Below are 19,613 nucleotides of genomic sequence, written 5' to 3' on the forward strand. Positions count from 1 at the left end.
GAAGGCCCCTTCGTGAGCATTCCCAGTACCAGCGCCCGCCGGCCGCCCGGCACTCCGCGGCGCGTCGTCGTCGTCGGTGGCGGGCCTGCGGCGCACCGCTTCGTGGACGCGATGGCCGCGCGGGGCCTCGAAGGCTTCGAGGTTACAGCGCTCACGGAGGAGGCGCACCTCCCCTACGACCGCGTGGCCCTCTCCAAGGCCCTCCTCGGGGACGTCGATCTGACGCTCGGCGAGGCCTCGATGTGGGACGCGGCCGGTGTCGACCTCCGCCGGGGGTCGAGAGCCGTCCGCATCGACACCGCGGCCCGTCTGGTCCACACGTCCGACGGCGGGCAGCACCCCTACGACGAGCTCGTCCTCGCTACGGGATCCGACGCCGCACAGCTCCCGTTCCCGGGCGCCGAGGCGGCCCACGTCTACCGGACGCTCGACGATGTGTGGCTCCTGCGCCGCGAGATCGCGCGCCTCGCCGACAAGCTGGGCCGTCGGCCAAAGGTAGTCGTGATCGGCGGAGGCCTCCTCGGGATCGAGGCCGCGGCGGGGGCTCAGCAGCTCGGCGGGGACGCCGCCGTCGTCAACCGCAGCCGCTGGCTCATGAACGCCCAGCTCGACGAGGGCGCCGGCCAGGCGCTCGGCCGACTCATCGCGGCGAAGGGCTTCGAGGTGCACACGGGCGTCGCGCCCGGGGAGGTCGTCACGGACGACGCCGGGACAGTCACCGGCGTGCGCATGGCTGACGAGCGCGTACTTCCGGCCGACCTCGTCGTCGCCGCGGTGGGCATCACACCGCGGGATGAACTTCTCCGCCGAGCGAACGACGACGCCACGGCCGCCGGGCACGAGGCGCCTTTCGCGCTGGGCCGGCGAGGAGGCGTCGTCATCGACGCGCGCTGCTCGACGGGTGTCGACGGGGTGTGGGCGGTCGGCGAGGTCGCGAACTTCGAGGGCGAATGCGTGGGCCTCGTGGCCCCCGCGAACACGATGGCGGAGATCGTCGCCGACCGCCTCCATGGAGGCGAGGCCACCTTCCCCGGCTTCGACACCGCCACGAAGCTCAAGCTCTCCGGCGTCGACGTGGCGAGCTTCGGCGACGCGTTCGCGAAGGAGCCCGGCGCGCTCGAGATCGTCTACGCCGACCCGGCCCGCGGGGTCTACCAGAAGATCGTCACGACCGACGACGCCAGGACCCTTCTCGGCGGCATCTTCGTGGGCGACGCGACCCCGTACCAGAGCCTCCGACCGCTCCTCGGCCGCGAGCTGCCGGCGGAGCCCGGCGCCTTCCTCACGGCGGCTGGCGGCGGCGAGGCCCCGGAGACCGAGCTCCCCGACGACGCGGTCCTGTGCTCGTGCAACAACGTGTCCGCCGGCACGCTGCGCGACGCGGTCAACGCATGCGGGACGTGCGAAGGCCGAGAGCCGGTCCGCGACATCCCCGGCCTCAAGGCCTGCACGCGAGCCGGGACCCAGTGCGGCTCGTGCGTGCCGATGATCAAGAAGGTCCTCGAGAAGGAGCTGCAGAAGTCCGGCGTGACGGTCTCGAAGGCCCTGTGCGAACACTTCGAGCTGTCCCGCCAGGAGCTCTTCGACGCGATCCGCGTCCTCCAGCTCACCTCGTTCGAGGACATCCTGTCCCGCTACGGCAAGGGCGCGGGCTGCGACATCTGCAAGCCCACGATCGCGTCGATCCTCGCGTCGCAGCACTCGGCCTACGTCCTCGACGCGGGCCGCGGCACGCTCCAGGACACGAACGACCGCGCGCTCGCGAACATGCAGAAGGACGGCACGTACTCGGTGGTGCCCCGCATCCCGGGCGGCGAGATCACGCCGGACCGGCTCGCGGTCATCGCGGCCGTCGCGAAGAAGTACGGCCTCTACACGAAGATCACGGGCGGACAGCGCATCGACCTGTTCGGCGCACGCCTCGAGCAGCTCCCGCTCATCTGGGGCGAGCTCATCGAGGCCGGCATGGAGTCCGGGCAGGCGTACGGCAAGAGCCTCCGCACGGTGAAGAGCTGCGTCGGCTCGACGTGGTGCCGCTACGGTGTGCTCGACTCGGTCGGCATGGCGATCAAGCTCGAGCTGCGCTACCGCGGCCTCCGCAGCCCGCACAAGCTCAAGCTCGGCGTCTCCGGCTGCGCGCGCGAGTGCGCGGAGGCCCGGGGCAAGGACGTCGGCGTCATCGCGACCTCGGACGGCTGGAACCTGTACGTGGGCGGCAACGGCGGCGCGAACCCCGCGCACGCCCAGCTCCTCGCGGGCGGCCTGGACGACGAGACGCTCGTCAAGTACATCGACCGCTACTTCATGTACTACATCCGCACCGCCGACCGCCTTCAGCGCACCGCGCACTGGCAGGCAGACCTCGACGGCGGGCTCGACCACGTGCGCCAGGTTGTCGTGGAGGACTCGCTCGGCATCGCAGAGGAGCTCGAGACGGCCATGGCCGCGCACGTCGAGAACTACGAGGACGAATGGGCCGCGACGCTCAAGGACCCCGAGCGGCTGCGCCGGTTCCGGCCCTTCGTCAACGCGCCGGACGCGGCGGACGAGTCGATCGTGCACGTCTCCGAGCGCGATCAGATCCGCCCCGCGACCGCCGCCGAGCGCGTCTCGCTCGGCGCGACCATTCCCGTCCGCACCGCGGCCGGCCATTCCCCGGAAGGAGTCTGAGATGCAGCTCGAGATCACGCTCGAAGGAGCGACCGTCGTCCTGCTCGGCGAGGCCGACGCCTCCCGCCAGGCGCTGCTGCGCTTCCGGCGGGCGGGCGCGGCCGTCGCGCACTTCGACTCCGCGGCGGCGTTCATGGCCCAGGCCGGCTCCCCCGCTCACCCTGCCCTCCCCGCGCGGCCGGGACTGGTCGCCGTCGTCGGCTCGCTCTCGGCGAACGGGAAGCACCACGGCGCCACGAACGACGACGGCGAGTGGGCGCCCGTGGTCGACCACTACCGCCGCGCGGGGGTGCCGATTGTGCGCGAGCCGGCCGCCGGGGCGCGCGGGCACGTGACGCTCGTGGGCGGCGGCCCCGGGTCGCGCGGGCTGCTCACGGTCGACGCGGTCGAGGCGCTGCGCGCCGCCGACGTGGTGCTGTTCGACCGGCTCGCCCCGTGGCGCGAGCTCGAACGGCTCACCACGGCGCAGCTCGTGGACGTGGGCAAGCTCCCCGGCCACCACAAGGTGCCGCAGGGCGAGATCAACCGGCTGTTGGTTGAGTTCGCCAAGGCCGGCTCCAATGTCGTGCGGCTCAAGGGCGGGGATCCGTTCGTGTTCGGCCGCGGCGGAGAGGAGGCCGCGGCCTGCGCCGAGGCCGGCGTCCCCCTACGCGTGGTCTCGGGGATCTCGAGCTCGATCGCCGTCCCGGCGGCAGCGGGGATCCCCGTGACTCACCGCGAGGTGAGCCACTGCTTCACGGTCATCTCGGGCCACGCGCCGCTGACGGCGTCCGAGCACGAACACCTAGCGGGCCTCGGCGGGACGATAGTGGTACTCATGGGCGTCGCCAACCTTCCCCACCTCGCCTCGGGCCTGCGGCGGGCGGGCATGCCGCTCGACACGCCGGTCGCCGTCGTCGAACGCGGACATCAGGCGGGCCAGCGCACCACGGTGACCGAGCTGGGACGTGCCGAGGCGGACACCTCCGCGTGCGGCAACCCCGCCGTGATCGTGATCGGCGACGTCGTGCGGCTCGCGGGAGGCGCGGGCCGCGCTGCGGAGGGGCGCGGGTTTCACGACCTCGCGGCCTCGCTGCTCACGGCGTGACGGGCAGCGGGCACGACGACGATGGGAAGGACGTTGGGATGAACGGAGCAGCGGCGCTGGGAGCAGCAACGACGAAGGACGCGGTGACGGAGCTTGAGACGGCCCTCAAGGGCTTCCGGGTCGGCGTCACCTCGCACCGGCGCGCCGAGGACCTCATCGAGGCCCTCGAGCGGCGCGGCGCCGAGGTGCTGCACGCCCCTGTGCTCACCATCGCGCCCGTGGGCCAGGATCTCGGCGTCATCGAGGACACGCGCCGCACCATCGAGGCGCGCCCCGACATCTGCATCGTCACCACCGCGTACGGCATGCGCCGGTGGCTCGAGGTCGCGGACGCCGCCGGGCTCGGCGAGAACCTCCAGGACGTGCTGAGCGCCTCCGCGCTCTACGTGCGCGGCCCCAAAGCGCGCGGGGCGGTCCGCGCGGCCGGGCTCGCCGACGTCGGCATTTCGAACGACGAGACGACGGCAACGCTCGTGGACCTCGTTCTGCGGGACGCGGGCGGGCGGCTCGACGGGCGCCGCGTGGTCATCCAGCTTCACGGGTACACCGACGGGACGCAGCTCGATCGGCTGCGCGACGCGGGGGCCGAGCTCATCACCGTCACGCCGTACCGGTGGGTGCGGCCCGAGGGCGAGGACCGGCTCGAGGTACTCATCGCCGCGGTGTGCGCGGGCGAGCTCGACGTCGTGACATTCACAAGCGCCCCCGCCGTCGACGCGCTGTTCAGCGCCGCCCACGAGCTGGGCCTCTACAGGCCTCTCGTCGCGGCGTTCCGGCAGCGGGTGGCGACGGCCGCCGTCGGCCCTGTCACTGCCGCCCCGCTCGAGGCGGCGGGCCTGCGGCCCTGGGTGCCAGACCGCTTCCGCATGGGCGCGCTCATCAAGCTCGTCACCGACAACCTCTCGCGGCGCCAGATCCGGCGAGTCGAGACGCCCGCCGGCCCCATCGAGCTGCGCGGGCGGACCATGACCCTGGCGGGCGAGGAGCTGTGCCTCGCGCCCGCCGCGATGCTCTTGTTCCGGGCGCTCTTCGACGCTGGCGGGGCCGTGGTGCCGCGCGAGGCGCTCGCCCGGCTGCTCTCGCAGTCCGGCTCGAGCCACGCGCTCGACATGGCCGTGAACCGGCTGCGCAGCGCGCTGCCCAGCCCTGACCTCATCCAGACTGTCGTGAAGCGCGGGTACCGGCTTCGGGTCGAGCGGAGTTAGGGGCGGCCATGCGGGCGGCCATGCGGGCGGCCCGGATGTGCCAGTATGGGGATGATCCCGACCGAAAGGACGCCACCGTGCCTTCCGAGCCCCATCTCAGCCCCGCGGACATCGCCGGATTCATCGACCACACTCTGCTCAAGCCGACCGCGAGCGAGGCAGAGATCCTGAAGCTATGCAGCGAGGCTGTCGAGCACGGCTTCAAGTCCGTGTGCGTCAACCCGCGGTGGGTCAAGACCGCGCACAAGGCCCTGCGAGGCAGCAGCGTGCTGACGTGTTCCGTCGCCGCGTTCCCGCTCGGCGCCACACCGACCGATGTCAAGGTCTACGAGGCGCGCGGGGCCACCCTCGACGGCGCGGACGAGGTCGACATGGTGATCGACATCGCGGCGGCCCAGGCCCTCGACCGCGGCGCGCTCGTGGACGACGTCCGAGCCGTGGCGGAGGCCGTGCACGGGAGTTCGGCGATCCTCAAGGTCATCATCGAGACGGCGCTCCTGACGGACGAGCAGAAGATCCTTGCGTGCGAGGCGGCGGTCGACGCCGGCGCGGACTTCGTGAAGACGTCGACGGGCTTCAACGGCGGCGGCGCGACGATCGAGGACGTGGCGCTCATGCGCCGGGTCGTGGGCCCGAACCTCGGCGTCAAGGCGTCCGGCGGCGTACGGACCCTCGCGGACGCGCGGGCTATGATTGCTGCGGGTGCCAACCGGATCGGCGCAAGCTCCGGTGTGGCCATTGTGACCGGCGGCTCCGGCTCCGGTTCGTACTGAGCACGTAAGGAGACACAGCATGGCTGAGAACGCCAACAACCGTCCGGTGGAGAATGAGAACCCCCTGGTCGGCAACATCGTCATCTTCGTCGTCCTGATGGCGATCTTCCTGCTGGGCCTCGTAGCCGTCTCCTGGCTCGACTTCACGACCGTCTGGCCGATGGCCGTTCTCATCCTGTGCTTCGTCGGCGCGTTCTTCATCCCGATGACGTTCCTGGGCCGCTCGGACTCGGGCAAGGAACACCGCAACTAACGCCCCCGCCCAGGCGTCTCGGGTACAGATACTCCACCGCACAGGCGTCTCGGGTACAGATACTCCGCTCCACAGGCGTCTCGGGTACAGATAAGCCCGGCCGGATGACATATCTGGCCGGGCTTATCTGTACCCGAGACCATCTGGATTGTTCCCCACAGAAATCGCTGGCGCGTTCTAGTCCACATAGGCTTCGACGGCCGGCAGGCGCCCGTACAGCGCCTGACTCAATTGGGTATGGCTCACGAAATGCTGCCCAATCCTCTGCGCGCTGCGTCTTTCACCGTCGAGGAAGCGCTGAATCTCGGCGTCGGTCCGAAACGGCTAGTGGCTCCAGATCTCCTCAGGCCCAGCAGAGGAATCCGTGTCCCGGAGCTGGCGCGCCAATCGCTGCTGCAGCGAGCGCGGCCCTATACGGCAATCCATGAAACAACCGTCCTTTCGCACCTCAGTGCGGCAATGGCGCACAAGATCCCGCTCCCCGCGTGGGCACAGGATCCGTCGATCTTCGATCTTTCCCGGGCCCCTCATCGCAATGTCGGCGATAAGGAACGTCTCGGCCAGCCCCGGCGCTCCGAGATCCGAGGCCATCGGCTCCGTCTCGAAAACGAAGACGTCATGATGATCGCTGGCACCCGCGTCACAACCCCCGCGCGAACGTGGCTGGACCTTTGCAGCATCAGACGGCTGACGCTTGATGACCTCATTGCTGCTGGCGAATACCTTGTCTCGGAGCACGAGCGAACGTTTCGCCCGAAGACCGCGATTCTCCGGCTGACGGACCTTCGTTCGTACATCGAGAGCCGCCATCGGGTCGTCGGCCTCGGACGCGGGCGCATCGCCCTGGATCTGTTGGCCGTTGGCGTCGACTCCCCGCAAGAGTCGTATCTGCGCCAGATGCTGGAGCGTGCCGGGCTCCCCAAGTTCGTCCCCAATTGTCCTGTCACGGATCCTTGGGGCGGGACGGTTTGGATCGACCTCGGAAATGTTGAGTTCCGAACCGGGGTCGAGTACGAGGGCGAGCATCATCTCGCCGAGGAGCAAATCGCCTTGGACGCGTGGCGCGACGCTCGCACCCGAGCCTCGCGGTGGAACCAAGTCAAGATCACGAAGTATGACATGGCTCGCGGCGAACCCTACGTGGTGAAGCTCGTCCTAGATGCGCTTCGCGACCACGGGTACCGCGGATAGCGCGAGTATCCGCACCCGAGACAGCTCCGGGCGGGAGCATCCGTACCCGAGACAGCTCCGGGCGGGAGCATCCGTACCCGAGACAGCTCCGGGCGGGAGCATCCGTACCCGAGACGGCCCCGAGCGGGAGTATCTGTACCCGAGACGGCCCCGAGCGGGAGTATCTGTACCCGAGACGGCTGGGGGCGGGAGTATCTGTACCCGAGACGGCTGGGGGCGGGAGTATCTGTACCCGAGACGGATTGTGCGCGGGGGGTGGGGGTTAGTCGGTGAAGATGGCCGCGACCACCTGGTCGGCCCAGTCGAGGATTTCCTTGTCCTGCAGGTCGCGCCCGCCGACGGGCGAGGTCTTGGGCTTGGGCACGAGCACGGCGCCCAGCCCGGCCTTGAACTGGGCCCCCTTGTACATGCGGGTGAGCCGCATGACCTTCGACTCAGCCAGGTCGGCGGGCGAGAAGCGCACCATGTTGCCTTGGAGCGCGACGTCGGTGAGCCCCGCCGCGCGCGCTCGGACCCGGAAGCGGGCGACGGCGGCGAGGTTCTCCACGGGGGCGGGCGGCTCGCCGTACCTGTCGGTGAGTTCGTCCATCACCTCCGTGATGGCGGCGTCGTCCGTCGCGGCGGCGAGCTTCCGATACGCCTCGAGGCGCAGCCGCTCACCCGGAACATAGTCGTGCGGGAGATGTGCGTTGACCGGAAGCTCGATCTTCATGTCCGCGGTCTTCTCCTCGGACTCGCCACGGAAGTCCGCCACGGCCTCCCCGACGAGCCGGATGTACAGGTCGAAGCCGACACCGGCGATGTGGCCGGACTGCTCGCCGCCCAGCAGATTGCCCGCGCCGCGGATCTCGAGGTCCTTCATGGCAAGCTGCAGGCCGGCCCCAAGCTCATTGTGGGCCGCGACGGCCTTGAGGCGCTCGAGCGCCACCTCGCCGAGCGGCTTCTCCGACGGATACAGGAAGTACGCGTACGCCCGCTCGCGACCACGGCCCACGCGCCCGCGGAGCTGGTGCAGCTGCGAGAGGCCGTAGGAGTCGGCGCGGTCCACGATGAGCGTGTTCGCGTTCGAGATGTCGAGGCCGGTCTCGATGATGGTCGTGCACACGAGGACGTCGAAGCGCTTCTCCCAGAAGTCCACGATGATCTGCTCGAGGCGATGCTCGGACATCTGCCCGTGCGCGACCTCGACGCGCGCCTCGGGCACGAGCTCGCGAATCGACGCGGCCATCTTGTCGATCGAGGAGACGCGGTTGTGCACGAAGAACACCTGGCCCTCGCGCATGAGCTCGCGCCGGATCGCGGCGGAGACCTGCTTGTCCGTGTAAGGGCCCACGTACGTGAGCACGGGGTGGCGCTCCTCGGGCGGAGTCGCGAGCGTCGAGGTCTCGCGGATGCCCGTGAGGGACATCTCGAGCGTGCGCGGGATCGGCGTCGCGGACATCGCGAGCACGTCCACGTTGGTGCGCATCTTCTTGAGCGCCTCTTTGTGCTCGACGCCGAAGCGCTGCTCCTCGTCGACGATGACGAGGCCGAGGTCCTTGAACTCGACCTCCTTCGAGAGGAGCCGGTGCGTCCCGATGACGACGTCGACGCTCCCCTTCCGGAGCCCCTCCATCGTCTCCTTGGCCTCGCCCCCGGTCTGGAAGCGGCTCAGCGCCTGCACGCGCACCGGGAAGCCCGAGAACCGCTCCGAGAACGTCTCGAAGTGCTGCTGCGCGAGCAGCGTGGTCGGCACGAGGACGGCCACCTGCTTGCCGTCCTGCACTGCCTTGAACGCGGCACGGACGGCGATCTCGGTCTTGCCGTAGCCGACGTCGCCCGAGACGAGGCGGTCCATGGGGATGTCCCGCTCCATGTCCGCCTTGACCTCGTTGATCGTGGTGAGCTGGTCCGGCGTCTCGATGTACGGGAACGCCTCCTCGAGCTCGCGCTGCCACGGCGTGTCCGGGCCGAAGGCGTGCCCGCGCGAGGCCATGCGGGCCGAGTACAGCCGGATGAGCTCGCCGGCGATCTCCTTGACCGCCTTCTTCGCCTTGGACTTCGTGGCCGCCCAGTCCGCGCCGCCCATCTTGGAGAGCGACGGCGTGTCCCCACCCACGTAGCGGGTCACTTGGTCGAGCTGGTCGGTTGGGACGAAGAGCCGGTCCCCCGGTGCCCCGCGCTTCGACGACGCGTACTCGAGCACGAGGTACTCGCGCATCGCGTCCGCGCCGGCACTGTGCCCGCCGCCGGCAACCTTGCGCTGGACCAACTCGACGAACTTCCCGATGCCGTGCTGCTCGTGCACCACGAAGTCCCCTGCGTGGAGCTGGAGGGGGTCGACGGCGTTGCGGCGCCGCGAGGGCATCTTCCGCATGTCGCGGGTCCCCGCCGCGCTCGCCCGCCCGAGGAGGTCCGCCTCCGTGAGCAGGCCGAGCTTGAGTCCGTCGAGCACGAAGCCCTTGCCGGCCGTCGCGGTCGTGATCTCGATGATGCCGGGCTGGGGCTCGCCCTCGAGGCCCTCAAGCCGTGTGCACGGAATCTCGGCGTCGTGGAAGAGCTCGGCGAGGCGCTGCGCGGGGCCGGGTCCGTCCGTCGCGACGACGATCCGCCACTGGTCCGCGACCCGGGAGCCGATGAACTGCATCATCTCCCCCACGTCGCCGTGGTATCCGCGCGGCTCGCGCGCCGCGATCGAGAGCGTGTCGACGTCGAGCACGGTCTCCTCGTCGACGCCGAGGGACGTCACCGACCACCACGAGATGGAGCGGGCGACGGCGGCCGAGCGCGTGTCTGCGAGCGTCGCGAAGCTCGCGTCTTCGAGGCGTCCCGCGTGCTCCGCCCCCTCCTGGCCTGCGCCGTCCCCTGCGGCGACGCTCAGATCCAGCGGTGCGGCCCCGCCGTCGGACGCTGTGGCCCAGGCCGCGGCGAGGAACTCGTCGTTGGTCGCGGCGAGGTCGTGGGCGCGGGACCGCACCTTCTCGGGCTCGAGGAGCAGCGCCACGGAGCCCTCGGGCAGCTCGTCGACGAACGGAACCATCGAATCGACGAGGAGCGGTGCGAGGGACTCCATGCCCTCCACCGCGATGCCGCCCGCGATCTTCTCGAGCATGTCCTCGGCGGCGGGGAGCTTCCCCTTGAGCCGCGCGGCGCGGCTCATGACCGACGGCGTGATGAGCAGCTCGCGGCACGGCGGGGCGACGAGCGACGACGGGTGATGGACGTGCGGGCCCGTGAGCGAGCGCTGGTCTGCGACGGCGAACCAGCGCATCTGCTCGATCTCGTCGCCGAAGAAGTCGACGCGCACCGGGTGGTCCTCCGTGGGTGGGAAGACGTCGATGATGCCACCGCGGACCGCGAACTCGCCGCGCCGGCTCACCATGTCGACGCGCGCATAGGCGGCCGCCGCGAGTGAGCGCACCACGGCGTCGAACGAGCGTTCCTGCCCCACCGAGAGCGCGACCGGAGCGAGGTCGCCGAGGCCCGCGACCATCGGCTGCAGGACCGAGCGGATGGGGGCGACGACGACGCGAAGCGGCGTCTCTGCGGGCTGCCCGGCGGCGTCGTGCACCGGGAGCTCCGGGTGGGCGAGCCGACGCAGGACGGCGAGCCGCCGGCCCACGGTGTCCGAGCGCGGCGAGAGCCTCTCGTGCGGGAGCGTCTCCCAGCTCGGAAAGAGCGCCGCCGCGCCGGCCGGGAGGTAGGCGCCGAGGGCGGCGACGAGGTCCTCGGCCTCGCGGCCCGTCGCCGTCACCGCGAGCAGGATGGAGCCCTCGTCGGGGAGCGTCTCGAGGATCTCCGCGATCAGGACCGGGCGCAGGCCGGCGGGAGCGGCGACCTGCAGGTCCTGGCTGCGCCGGCTGGCGGGCTTCGACGCGTAGTCGCGGAGCCGCGCGACGGTCTGGTCTTCGGCCACGGCACGGCGGAGGCCTTCGAGCGATGCGGGGCGCAGCACGTCAACGGACACGGGATCCTCCAAAGGCACAACCGAGGCAGCACAGAAACCCGGAACTGAGCGACAGTCCGGGGGATGTCAGCAAGCCTATCGCGACCGCGGGCCCTCGGCATGGCCCGCTCGCACGCGACGTGCGCACCCAAGGTCCTCGGCGACCTCCCTGAGCCCGTTGCTGCGTCATCGTGGTCGAGGGCCGTCCGTCGGCCCCCTAGGATGGTCCCGGCCCCCATTCCCCAGAGGCAGATTGGAAGGACCCCATGGCCCTCGAAGCCACCACCACCCTCAACTACCCCGTAGACCAGGTCGCCGCGGTCTTCGCCGACGAGGCGTTCCAGCGCCACGTGAGCGAGCTCGTGGGCGGCAAGCTCGAATCGTTCTCGATCGTGGGCGACGTCGCCGGCGCCTTCACGGCCACCGTGGTCCGCCAGGTGCCGACGGGCCGCCTCCCGGAGATCGCGAAGAAGTTCGTGGGCGAAACCCTCAAGGTCACGCAGGTCGAGGCATGGACAGGTCCCGAAGCCGACGGATCGCGCCAGGCGGACATCTCGGTCAAGGTCGCGGGCGCCCCCGTGGACGTCGCAGCGGTGCAGCGTCTCGCGGCGAACGGCGGGACGACCCGCATCGAGCTGACCGGCAAGGTCACGAGCTCGGTCCCGCTGCTCGGCGGCAAGATCGCCGACGCGGCGGAGCCCATGGTCGGGAAGGCCCTCAACCTCGAGGCCACCCAGGCCGAGGCCTGGCTCGCGGGCGAGATCGTCTGATGCAGCTCCCCGCGGCACTCTCCTGGCTGCTCGTCGTGGCCGGCGTCTGGAGCATCGTCGTGTGGCCGCAGTTCCTGCGCCGGGTCATGAAGGATCCGCGCGCGCGGGACGAGGCGGGGCGGGCGACGCGCTTCCTCATGGTCCACATCTATCTGGTCGCCATCTCGGTCACGCTCGGAGTCGCGGTAGCGGTCGTGGGGGTGCGGACGCTCTTCGCGTAGCCGAGTCCTCGGCCCGACGTGCGCCTCGAGGGGCGCCCCGCTGCTGCGTGCGGCGGGGCGCCCCTCGCGTTTCCCGGGGCGGCTACGATGGATCCAGGTGTGCCGGGAAGTCTGGTCGGCAGTCACGCCGCCGACTCCAGACAGGAGCCCACCATGGTCCGATCGCCGCATCCCCCGAGGCGGCATCGCCCCGGCCGCCCGGCGCGCCTCCGAACCCTCTCGCGCGGGAGCTATCCCGAATACCGGCGCATCGCGGGGATCCTCCGCAAGGAGACCGTGGGCGGCGGCCTGCTGCTCGTCGCGACGGCGGTCGCGCTGGCCTGGGCCAACTCCCCATGGCAATCCGCCTACTTCGCGCTCCGGGACCTTCACGTCGGGTTCGCGCCATGGCGCCTCGAGCTGAGCCTCGGCGAGTGGGCCGCAGACGGGCTCCTCGCGATCTTCTTCTTCGTCGCGGGGCTCGAGCTCAAACGCGAGTTCGTTGCAGGCGACCTCCGCCGCCCCGCCTCCGCGATCGTGCCGGTCGTCGCCGCGTGCGGCGGCGTGGCGCTCCCGGCCGCCCTCTTCACGCTCATCAACCTCCCGTCCGGCGGCGGGTCCCTGCGCGGGTGGGCGGTGCCCACGGCGACGGACATCGCGTTCGCCCTCGCCGTGCTCGCGGTCATCAGCACCCACCTGCCAGCGGCACTCCGGACGTTCCTCCTGACGCTCGCGGTGGTCGACGACCTCCTCGCGATCGGCATCATCGCCCTGTTCTACACGGATGAGATCAACCTCGCCGCGCTCGGTCTCGCGCTGCTGCCGCTTGCGGCCTTCACCTGGCTCGTCCAGCGGCGCGTACGCGCGTGGTACGTGCTCATGCCCCTCGCCCTGGCGACCTGGGCCCTCGTGCACGCGTCCGGCATCCACGCCACGGTCGCGGGCGTGCTCCTCGCGTTCGCGGTCCCCGTGCACCGCAGCGAGCAGGCGGGCGGCCCGGGGGCAGGGCCGGGACTCGCCGAGCACTTCGAGCACCGGCTCCGGCCGATCTCCGCGGGCGTGGCGGTTCCGCTCTTCGCCTTCTTCTCCGCGGGCGTCGCGCTGGGCGGTCTCCGCGGCATCGCGGCCGCCCTCGCGGATCCCGTCGCGATCGGCGTCGTCGTGGGGCTCGTCGTGGGCAAGTCGCTCGGCGTGTTCGGCGCGACGTGGCTCGCCACGAAATCACGGCACGCCGAGCTCGCTCCCGGTCTTGCCTGGATCGATGTCTTCGGGCTCTCGGTGCTCGCGGGCGTCGGCTTCACGGTCGCCCTCCTCGTCGGCGAGCTGGGCTTCGGACCGGGGTCGGCACATGACGAGCATGCCAAGGTGGCCATCCTCACCGGCTCGCTCGCCGCGGCGGTGCTGGCCGCCGTCGTCCTTCGAGTCCGCAACCGGCATTACCGGCGCGTCGCCTCGGACGGCCGCCTGGGCGGTCTTGGCGACCGGCTCGAGACGCTCGACGGCGAGTAGGCGGCCGAGGTCGGCCGGTGCGCTCCACCGAAACGCACCCGTGCCGTCGTCCTGGCCTCGAACAGCCAGGACGACGGCACGGCGCACCCGTCTCCCTCAGTTGTGCATGCCCCACCGCCGCGGACGGCGGGCGAACTTCGGGACGAGGGTTCCGAGCACCATCAGCACACCGGCCACGAAGAACGCATTGGAGGTCGTGTAGTCCGTCGAGGGTGCACTGGCCGCGGTCTGGGCCCGGAGGCTCACCATGCCCGAATTCGCGGGCGGGTCGCCAGCCGCGGCGGGAGCCGCGGACGACGCCGGCGGGTCACCGGCGGTGGTTGTCGCGCCGGGCGAGGACGGGCCCGGGTCGGCGGACGATGGGACCGTGACCGGCACCGCCGGATCGGTCTCGCTCGGGGTGGGCGCGCTCGTCGTTGGGCTCGCCGTCGGCGTGCCGGCCTGGATTGGCGTCGTCGGAGCAGGCGTCGTCGGAGCCGGCGTGGTCGGAGCCGGCGTCGTCGGGTCAACCGTCGGCGTGCTGGTCTGCGTCGGAGCCGGCGTGGTCGGTGCAGGCGTCGTCGGGTCTACCGTCGGCGTACTGCTCTGCGTCGGTGCAGGCGTGGTCGGTGCAGGCGTCGTCGGGTCTACCGTCGGCGTACTGCTCTGCGTCGGAGCCGGCGTAGTCGGCGCAGGCGTCGTCGGAGCCGGCGTCGTCGGATCAACCGTCGGCGTACTGCTTTGCGTCGGAGCCGGCGTGGTCGGAGCAGGCGTGGTCGGAGCCGGCGTCGTCGGATCAACCGTCGGCGTACTGCTCTGCGTCGGCGCAGGCGTGGTCGGAGCAGGCGTCGTCGGAGCGGGCGTCGTCGGCGGCGCCGTCGTCGGCGGGCTGCTTGGTGTCTGCGTCGGGGTCGGCGTGGGAGTCGGGGTGTTCAGGCTCGCCACGCAGGTCGCGTACAGCGCCTGGCCTGCGGCGTCCCAGTTCTGCCCGACGATCGAGACGATGGTGCCATTGCTCTGGACATACGTGAACGGCGGAAAGATGTCGTTCAGGTTCCGCGGCTGCGAGCCGACGATCGAGGACTTCGCGGTATTTATCGCGTGCCAGGGATTCGTGGCCGACGACGTCCTGTGGCAGACCTCAATCATCGTTGTCGGATCCGTGGCGCCCGGTGCCGCGGCGACCGCAGGACTCGTGGCCACGCCGACGGCAAACAGACCGGCTGCCCCCGCGGCAAACAGCCCACTCACTTGCTTCTTGGTCAATCGTGAAATCTGCGGCACGAGGCTCGCCTCCTCTGGTCTCCCCCTTGCGCGGTCACCTCTTGTGGTGGCGGCCGCGACCCGCAGCGGGCACTTTCATGTGCATTGCCCGCACCGAAATGTCAAAAGAACAATCTGCCCGTCGGGATTCTCGTAATTGCAGGAGAAGGCGACGACGAGGCATGGATCATTTGCAAACGAAAATGCCTTGGACTTGTCCACCACCTGCCGGCTGGCGAGGGCGCATTCCACGACCTTGCCGAGCGCGTCGGTGACGCTCGCAGGCTGACCGATTTCCCAGCCCGCGAAGCTCAAGCGGTTGAACGGAAACGTGGCGTCGTTGCACAGCGCCACGGCCTGGTGGCACGAATGCGCCGCCAGGACGATGGGCCGCACGTCGTCTGACTCCCCCGTGCCCGCGAGCCAATGGGCCACGGGGTCGAAGTTGTTCGAATCGAGCGGTGGGTCCACGGGCTGGTCCTTGCTCCACGAGGTCGAGACGACGCTGACGCTGAGACCGGCGGCGGGCCACGAGAACTTGGACGGGGGTAGCGCAATCGACGGCGAGCGGGACGCGGATCCCGCGGCCGAGGCAGGAGCGCCCGGCGCCGCCGTCGTCGTGGGAGTCGGGGCCAGGGCCGTCGGGGTTGCCCCCTGCACCGGCCCCGAGGCCGGGGTGGCCAGCTGCTGCGCGGCCCCGGTCCGGAGCTGCTCGTGCCGATCGACCTCCAACTGGTGCGCACCGGCAGTGGCGGCAATTGCCGTCGCGATTCCAAAGGTCAACATCCTGAACCACCCCCAGCCTCTTCCCTGCGCCCGAGCCAGATGCCGCACAACGCGCCTCGACTTCCATTCATCAATTCGCCGCGGCAGAAATTGCCCGCCCCGGCGAGGTGCGCGACGCGGGATTCCCAGCAATCCCCGTCGCCCAACAAATTCGGCGAATTACCGAACTTCACGTTTCAAGTACAGCGGGGCGCGGCTGCGGGGTCACCAGTAGTCGGTACCCGGGTTCTCGGCGCCCTCTGACGGGGCACCTCTGTGAGTACGCGCAAATCCTCGCGTGAGGCGACCAAGTAGTGGGCAGGTGGGCACCGCGAACGGTCCCGCGTGCTGGGGCCCGATCCCCCGGACCCCCCGCGGCCGGGCCCGAGCGTCTCGCCCGGAATCCCGGGGCAGATGGCCCGTTTCGCGGCCCGAGTAGCCGGTACGCACAGCGCCGCGAAGGCGCCGCGGGGACTACTTGCCCGCGCGCCCGGCCCGTACGTGCAGCTCATGCAGCGGGGAACCGGCATCACCCGATTACCGGCCCGCGAGGACCCGTTTCTGCCAGACGACCTTGTCCACCCGGGGGCCGGATTCCGACCGTAGAACCAGGCGCAAGCGCGCCCGTAGCTGGGGCCGGGATGGAGGGGCACATGGTCCGGATCCACCAGACCGCGGAAGTCGAGGTCGGGGCAGTGATCGGCGACGGAACGGTCGTCTGGCAGTATGCACACGTCAGGGCGGGGGCCCACGTGGGCCGGGAGAGCATCCTGGGCCGCGGCGTGTACGTGGGGCCCGGGGTCCACCTCGGAGACCGCTGCAAGCTCCAGAACTATGCCCTCGTCTACGAGCCGGCCGCCCTCGCGGACGGCGTCTTCGTAGGTCCCGCCGCCGTCCTCACCAACGACCTCAATCCGCGCGCCGTCACCCCGGACGGCCGGCTCAAGGGATCCGACGACTGGATCGCGGTCGGCGTCACCGTCGAGACGGGAGCGTCGATCGGCTCCCGCGCGGTGTGCGTGGCGCCCTTGCGCATCGGCGCGTGGGCCACGGTGGCCGCGGGCGCCGTCGTCGTCAGGGACGTCCCGGACTACGCACTCGTAGCGGGCGTCCCGGCGCGGCAGATCGGCTGGGTCGGCGAGGCGGGCCACCGGCTCAAGCAGGACACGGACTCCCCCGACGGGGGCACGGCGTGGCTGTGCCCCGCGACAGGCGCGCGGTACATGGAACGCGACGGGCGGCTCCGGAGGGCGGAGCCGTGAGCGCCGACGCCCTCGTCGGCCCCACCGGCCTGGATCCGGACCACCCGGACCCGGCCACCCCGGGCCGCACACACCAGCGGCCAGGCCTCGCCGTGACTCTCGGCGGCACCGCGGTGACACTCCTCGACCGCGACGACGCGGTGGACGCGATCCTCGCGGGCTGCCGCGAGCGCACACGGCCGCTCGGCGTCGTCTCCGCGAACCTCGACCACGTGTACCACTTCGGTGCCGGCGGGCGCTGGGAGCGCGCCCTCGCGACCGCCGGCCGCATCGAATGGCTCACGCTCCTCGACGGCGCCCCGCTCGCGGTGCAGGCCGAGCGACTCACCGGCCGGCCCTGGCCTCGGCTCGCTGGCAGCGACCTCATCGGCCCGGTCCTGGACCGGGCCGAGGCGGACGGGCTCAGTGTCGGCTTCCTGGGCGGGAGCCCCGACGCCCAGGTGCTCCTGCGTGGTCGGCTCGCGGAGCGTCGGCCGGGCCTCGCCGTGGCTGGCTTCTGGGCCCCGAGCCGCGGCGAGCTCGAAGACCCGACGATGTCCGCCGCCGTCGCCCGTTCGATCGCAGAGGCGCGCACCGACGTCCTCGTGGTGGGCCTCGGCAAGCCGCGCCAGGAGCTGTGGATTGCCGAGCACGGCGCCGAGACCGGCGCCCGCGTGCTCCTCGCGTTCGGCGCCGTGGTCGACTTCCTCGCCGAGAGAATCCGGCGTGCCCCGGTGTGGGTTGCCGACCACGGCTTCGAATGGGCGTGGCGGCTCGCGCTCGAGCCGGCGCGCCTCTCGGAGCGCTACCTCGTGCAGGGGCCCGAGGCCTACGTGCGGCTGCGGCGCCACAGCGCCGCCTGGCCGGAGACCGGCATCGCGCTGACTGGGGCTGCGAGGGCCGCCGCGGGCCGCGTCGCTGCTCAGGCGGCGCACCCAGCTGGCCGGGGGCTCGTGCCCGGGAGCCCCCGGCCGGAGGCCGACGGCCGCTTCGTGGCCCCGGGCCTGCCGGCGGACGTTGCCGTGCTCGTCGCGACGTACAACAACGCCGAGACGGTCGGGCCGCTCGTCGACTCGCTGAGGTCCGCCGCCCACAGCGTCCGGCTCCGGGTCGTCGTGGCCGACAACTCCCCCGACCGCCGGACCCTCGACGCCCTCGCGGCCTTCCCCGACGTCATGGCGTTCCGCACGGGCGGCAATCTCGGGTACGCGGGCGCGATCAACGCCGCGACGGCCGCGGCCGGCGACGCCGAGGCCTACCTCGTGCTCAACCCGGACTCCGAGGTGTTCCCCGGCGCGGTCGACTCGATGCTTGCGCGGCTCCGCACCACCGGGGCCGGCGCCGTGGTGCCCCTGCTCCTGACGGACGACGGCGGGCGGTACCCGTCGCTGCGGCGCGAACCGACCGCAGTGCGCGCGTGGGGCGACGCGCTCTTCGGCGCCCGGCTGCCGCGGCGGCCACAGTGGAGCGCAGAGACCGACTACGACAAGGAGAGCTACGCCCACGCCCACACCGTCGACTGGGCAACGGGCGCGGCGATCCTGGTTTCGGCCGAGGCCGCGCGCGCCGCGGGGCCCTGGGACGAGCGGTACTTCATGTACTCCGAGGAGACCGACTACTGCCGGGCCCTGCGGCTCGCGGGCTTCGACGTGTGGTTCGAGCCCGCGGCGCAGGTCATGCACTCGGGAGCCGGGAGCGGGACGTCGACCGGTCTGGCCGCGCTCATGGCCGTCAACAAGATCCGGTACATGCGCAAGCACCACCCCGGCGCGCCCGCGGCGCTCGCGGCGGCCGCCGTCGTCATCCGCGAAGCGCTCCGAGCGGGCGACGCCGGGCACCGCCAGACGCTCGCCGCGCTCGTGCGGCCGGGCCGCTGGCGCGCGCTCCCGCACGCGAGCCTGCACACAGCGGAGCCGGGGCCTGACTTCCCCGCGGGGTCGGTGGTGATCCCGGCGCACAACGAGGCCTCGGTCATCGCCCGGACTCTCGACGGGCTCCGGCCCGCGCTCGAGAGCGGTCGCGTCGAGGTGATCGTGGCGTGCAACGCGTGCACGGACCGGACCGCCGAGATCGCGTCCCAGTATCCGGGCGTTCGGGTGCTGGACCTCCCCGAACCCGGGAAGGCGCGCGCGCTCAACGCCGCGGACGCCGTCGCGAGCCGGTGGCCGCGCGTGTACCTCGACGCGGACATCGAGGTCCCGCCCGCCGCGCTCGCCGCCATCCTGACCGAGCTCGGCCGGGGCGAATTCCTCGCGGGCCGGCCGGACTTCCGCTACGACACGTCCGGCTGCGATCCGCTCGTGGCCGCGTACTACCGCGCTCGCGTGCGGATTCCCTCGAACCGCCAGGCCCTGTGGGGCGCCGGCTGCTATGCCATGACCGAGGAGGGGCACCGGCTCCTCGGCTCGTTCCCGGAAGGGGCCGCGGACGACTTCTACGTCGACGCCGCCTTCGCCCCGGGGCACAAGGTCCTGCTGGGCGGCCCAGCGGTTGTCGTGCGCCCCCCGCGCACCTCGGCCTCGCTCGTTGCCACGCTGCACCGGATCTACCGGGCACCAGCCTCCTCTGGAGGGGCCTCGGCGCCGATGCGGACGTTCCGGGGGCTTGCCGCCTCCGTGCGCGGACCGCTTTCTGCCCTCGACGCCGCGGTCTACGCGTCCTTCGCCCTCGCCGGACGGCGTCAGCCCGGCGGGGCGAGGGGCGCTCACGGCGCTCCCCCGGGCACCGCTGCCCTCGTGTGGGAGCGCGACGAGAGCAGCCGGCAATGAGACGCAGAGACACG

Annotated in this window: 15 protein-coding genes; 12 read left to right on the plus strand and 3 right to left on the minus strand. The window is 71.5% G+C overall.

Translation table 11 applies throughout. From position 1 onward, the window contains the following. Window positions 1-111: 111 nt before the first annotated feature. From nirB to E6A26_RS17850, 6 genes are all read left to right on the plus strand, one after another. Window positions 112-2,670 carry a nitrite reductase large subunit NirB gene (gene nirB, locus E6A26_RS04565; protein ID WP_234865060.1) on the plus strand — a complete coding sequence of 853 codons (2,559 nt, stop codon included), beginning with the start codon at window positions 112-114 and terminating at the stop codon, window positions 2,668-2,670. 1 nt (window position 2,671) lies between these two features. Continuing rightward, window positions 2,672-3,757: a uroporphyrinogen-III C-methyltransferase gene (cobA, locus tag E6A26_RS04570; RefSeq protein WP_136609999.1), complete on the plus strand. Its 1,086-nt coding sequence runs from the start codon at window positions 2,672-2,674 to the stop codon at window positions 3,755-3,757. A gap of 38 nt (window positions 3,758-3,795) precedes the next feature. Further along, window positions 3,796-4,962, plus strand: coding sequence for a uroporphyrinogen-III synthase (locus E6A26_RS04575; protein WP_136610000.1), 1,167 nt, complete (start codon window positions 3,796-3,798; stop codon window positions 4,960-4,962). Between the two features lie 77 nt (window positions 4,963-5,039). Further along, window positions 5,040-5,735 (plus strand): deoxyribose-phosphate aldolase, encoded by a 696-nt coding sequence (gene deoC, locus E6A26_RS04580; RefSeq protein ID WP_407695360.1) that lies wholly within the window; start codon window positions 5,040-5,042, stop codon window positions 5,733-5,735. Between the two features lie 19 nt (window positions 5,736-5,754). Beyond that, window positions 5,755-5,988 carry a DUF2207 domain-containing protein gene (locus E6A26_RS04585; RefSeq protein WP_136610001.1) on the plus strand — a complete coding sequence of 78 codons (234 nt, stop codon included), beginning with the start codon at window positions 5,755-5,757 and terminating at the stop codon, window positions 5,986-5,988. Between the two features lie 249 nt (window positions 5,989-6,237). Continuing rightward, entirely contained in the window at window positions 6,238-7,179 is a 942-nt protein-coding gene (locus tag E6A26_RS17850) for a hypothetical protein (RefSeq protein ID WP_234865035.1), read from the plus strand. A gap of 262 nt (window positions 7,180-7,441) precedes the next feature. On the opposite strand, the gene mfd is transcribed toward E6A26_RS17850, so the two are convergent. Further along, window positions 7,442-11,125, minus strand: coding sequence for a transcription-repair coupling factor (mfd, locus tag E6A26_RS04595; RefSeq protein ID WP_168928668.1), 3,684 nt, complete (start codon window positions 11,123-11,125; stop codon window positions 7,442-7,444). A gap of 245 nt (window positions 11,126-11,370) precedes the next feature. Between mfd and E6A26_RS04600 the strand changes: the two genes are divergently transcribed. The 3 genes from E6A26_RS04600 (at window position 11,371) to nhaA (ending at window position 13,583) form a co-directional block, all read left to right on the plus strand. Next, window positions 11,371-11,874 carry a DUF2505 domain-containing protein gene (locus E6A26_RS04600; protein WP_136610002.1) on the plus strand — a complete coding sequence of 168 codons (504 nt, stop codon included), beginning with the start codon at window positions 11,371-11,373 and terminating at the stop codon, window positions 11,872-11,874. Next, window positions 11,874-12,095, plus strand: a complete 222-nt coding sequence (locus E6A26_RS04605) for an SCO4848 family membrane protein (protein WP_136610003.1) — start codon at window positions 11,874-11,876, stop codon at window positions 12,093-12,095. The genes E6A26_RS04600 and E6A26_RS04605 overlap by 1 nt, the downstream gene beginning before the upstream one ends. 153 nt (window positions 12,096-12,248) lie before the next feature. Next, window positions 12,249-13,583, plus strand: a complete 1,335-nt coding sequence (gene nhaA / locus E6A26_RS04610) for a Na+/H+ antiporter NhaA (protein ID WP_136610004.1) — start codon at window positions 12,249-12,251, stop codon at window positions 13,581-13,583. 96 nt (window positions 13,584-13,679) lie between these two features. On the opposite strand, the gene E6A26_RS17545 is transcribed toward nhaA, so the two are convergent. Further along, window positions 13,680-13,832: a hypothetical protein gene (locus tag E6A26_RS17545; RefSeq protein WP_168928669.1), complete on the minus strand. Its 153-nt coding sequence runs from the start codon at window positions 13,830-13,832 to the stop codon at window positions 13,680-13,682. Here E6A26_RS17545 and E6A26_RS17550 point away from each other — a divergent pair. Further along, window positions 13,831-14,982, plus strand: a complete 1,152-nt coding sequence (locus E6A26_RS17550; RefSeq protein WP_168928670.1) for a hypothetical protein — start codon at window positions 13,831-13,833, stop codon at window positions 14,980-14,982. The two genes, E6A26_RS17545 and E6A26_RS17550, sit on opposite strands and share 2 nt — an antisense overlap. Here E6A26_RS17550 and E6A26_RS04620 read toward each other — a convergent pair. Continuing rightward, complete coding sequence (locus tag E6A26_RS04620; RefSeq protein WP_136610005.1) at window positions 14,922-15,611, minus strand: hypothetical protein; 690 nt, start codon at window positions 15,609-15,611, stop codon at window positions 14,922-14,924. The genes E6A26_RS17550 and E6A26_RS04620 overlap by 61 nt on opposite strands. Window positions 15,612-16,243: 632 nt before the next feature. On the opposite strand from E6A26_RS04620, the gene E6A26_RS04625 reads away from it, so the two are divergent. Both E6A26_RS04625 and E6A26_RS04630 read left to right on the plus strand, forming a co-directional pair. Beyond that, entirely contained in the window at window positions 16,244-16,852 is a 609-nt protein-coding gene (locus E6A26_RS04625) for an acyltransferase (RefSeq protein ID WP_136610006.1), read from the plus strand. Beyond that, on the plus strand, window positions 16,849-19,599 hold the full coding sequence (locus E6A26_RS04630) for a WecB/TagA/CpsF family glycosyltransferase (RefSeq protein WP_168928671.1): 2,751 nt from the start codon (window positions 16,849-16,851) through the stop codon (window positions 19,597-19,599). Before E6A26_RS04625 ends, E6A26_RS04630 begins: the two co-directional genes overlap by 4 nt. The last annotated feature ends 14 nt before the right edge of the window (window positions 19,600-19,613 follow it).

Origin of the sequence: Sinomonas albida (assembly GCF_004919045.1) — a bacterium.
Lineage (GTDB): Bacteria > Actinomycetota > Actinomycetes > Actinomycetales > Micrococcaceae > Sinomonas > Sinomonas albida.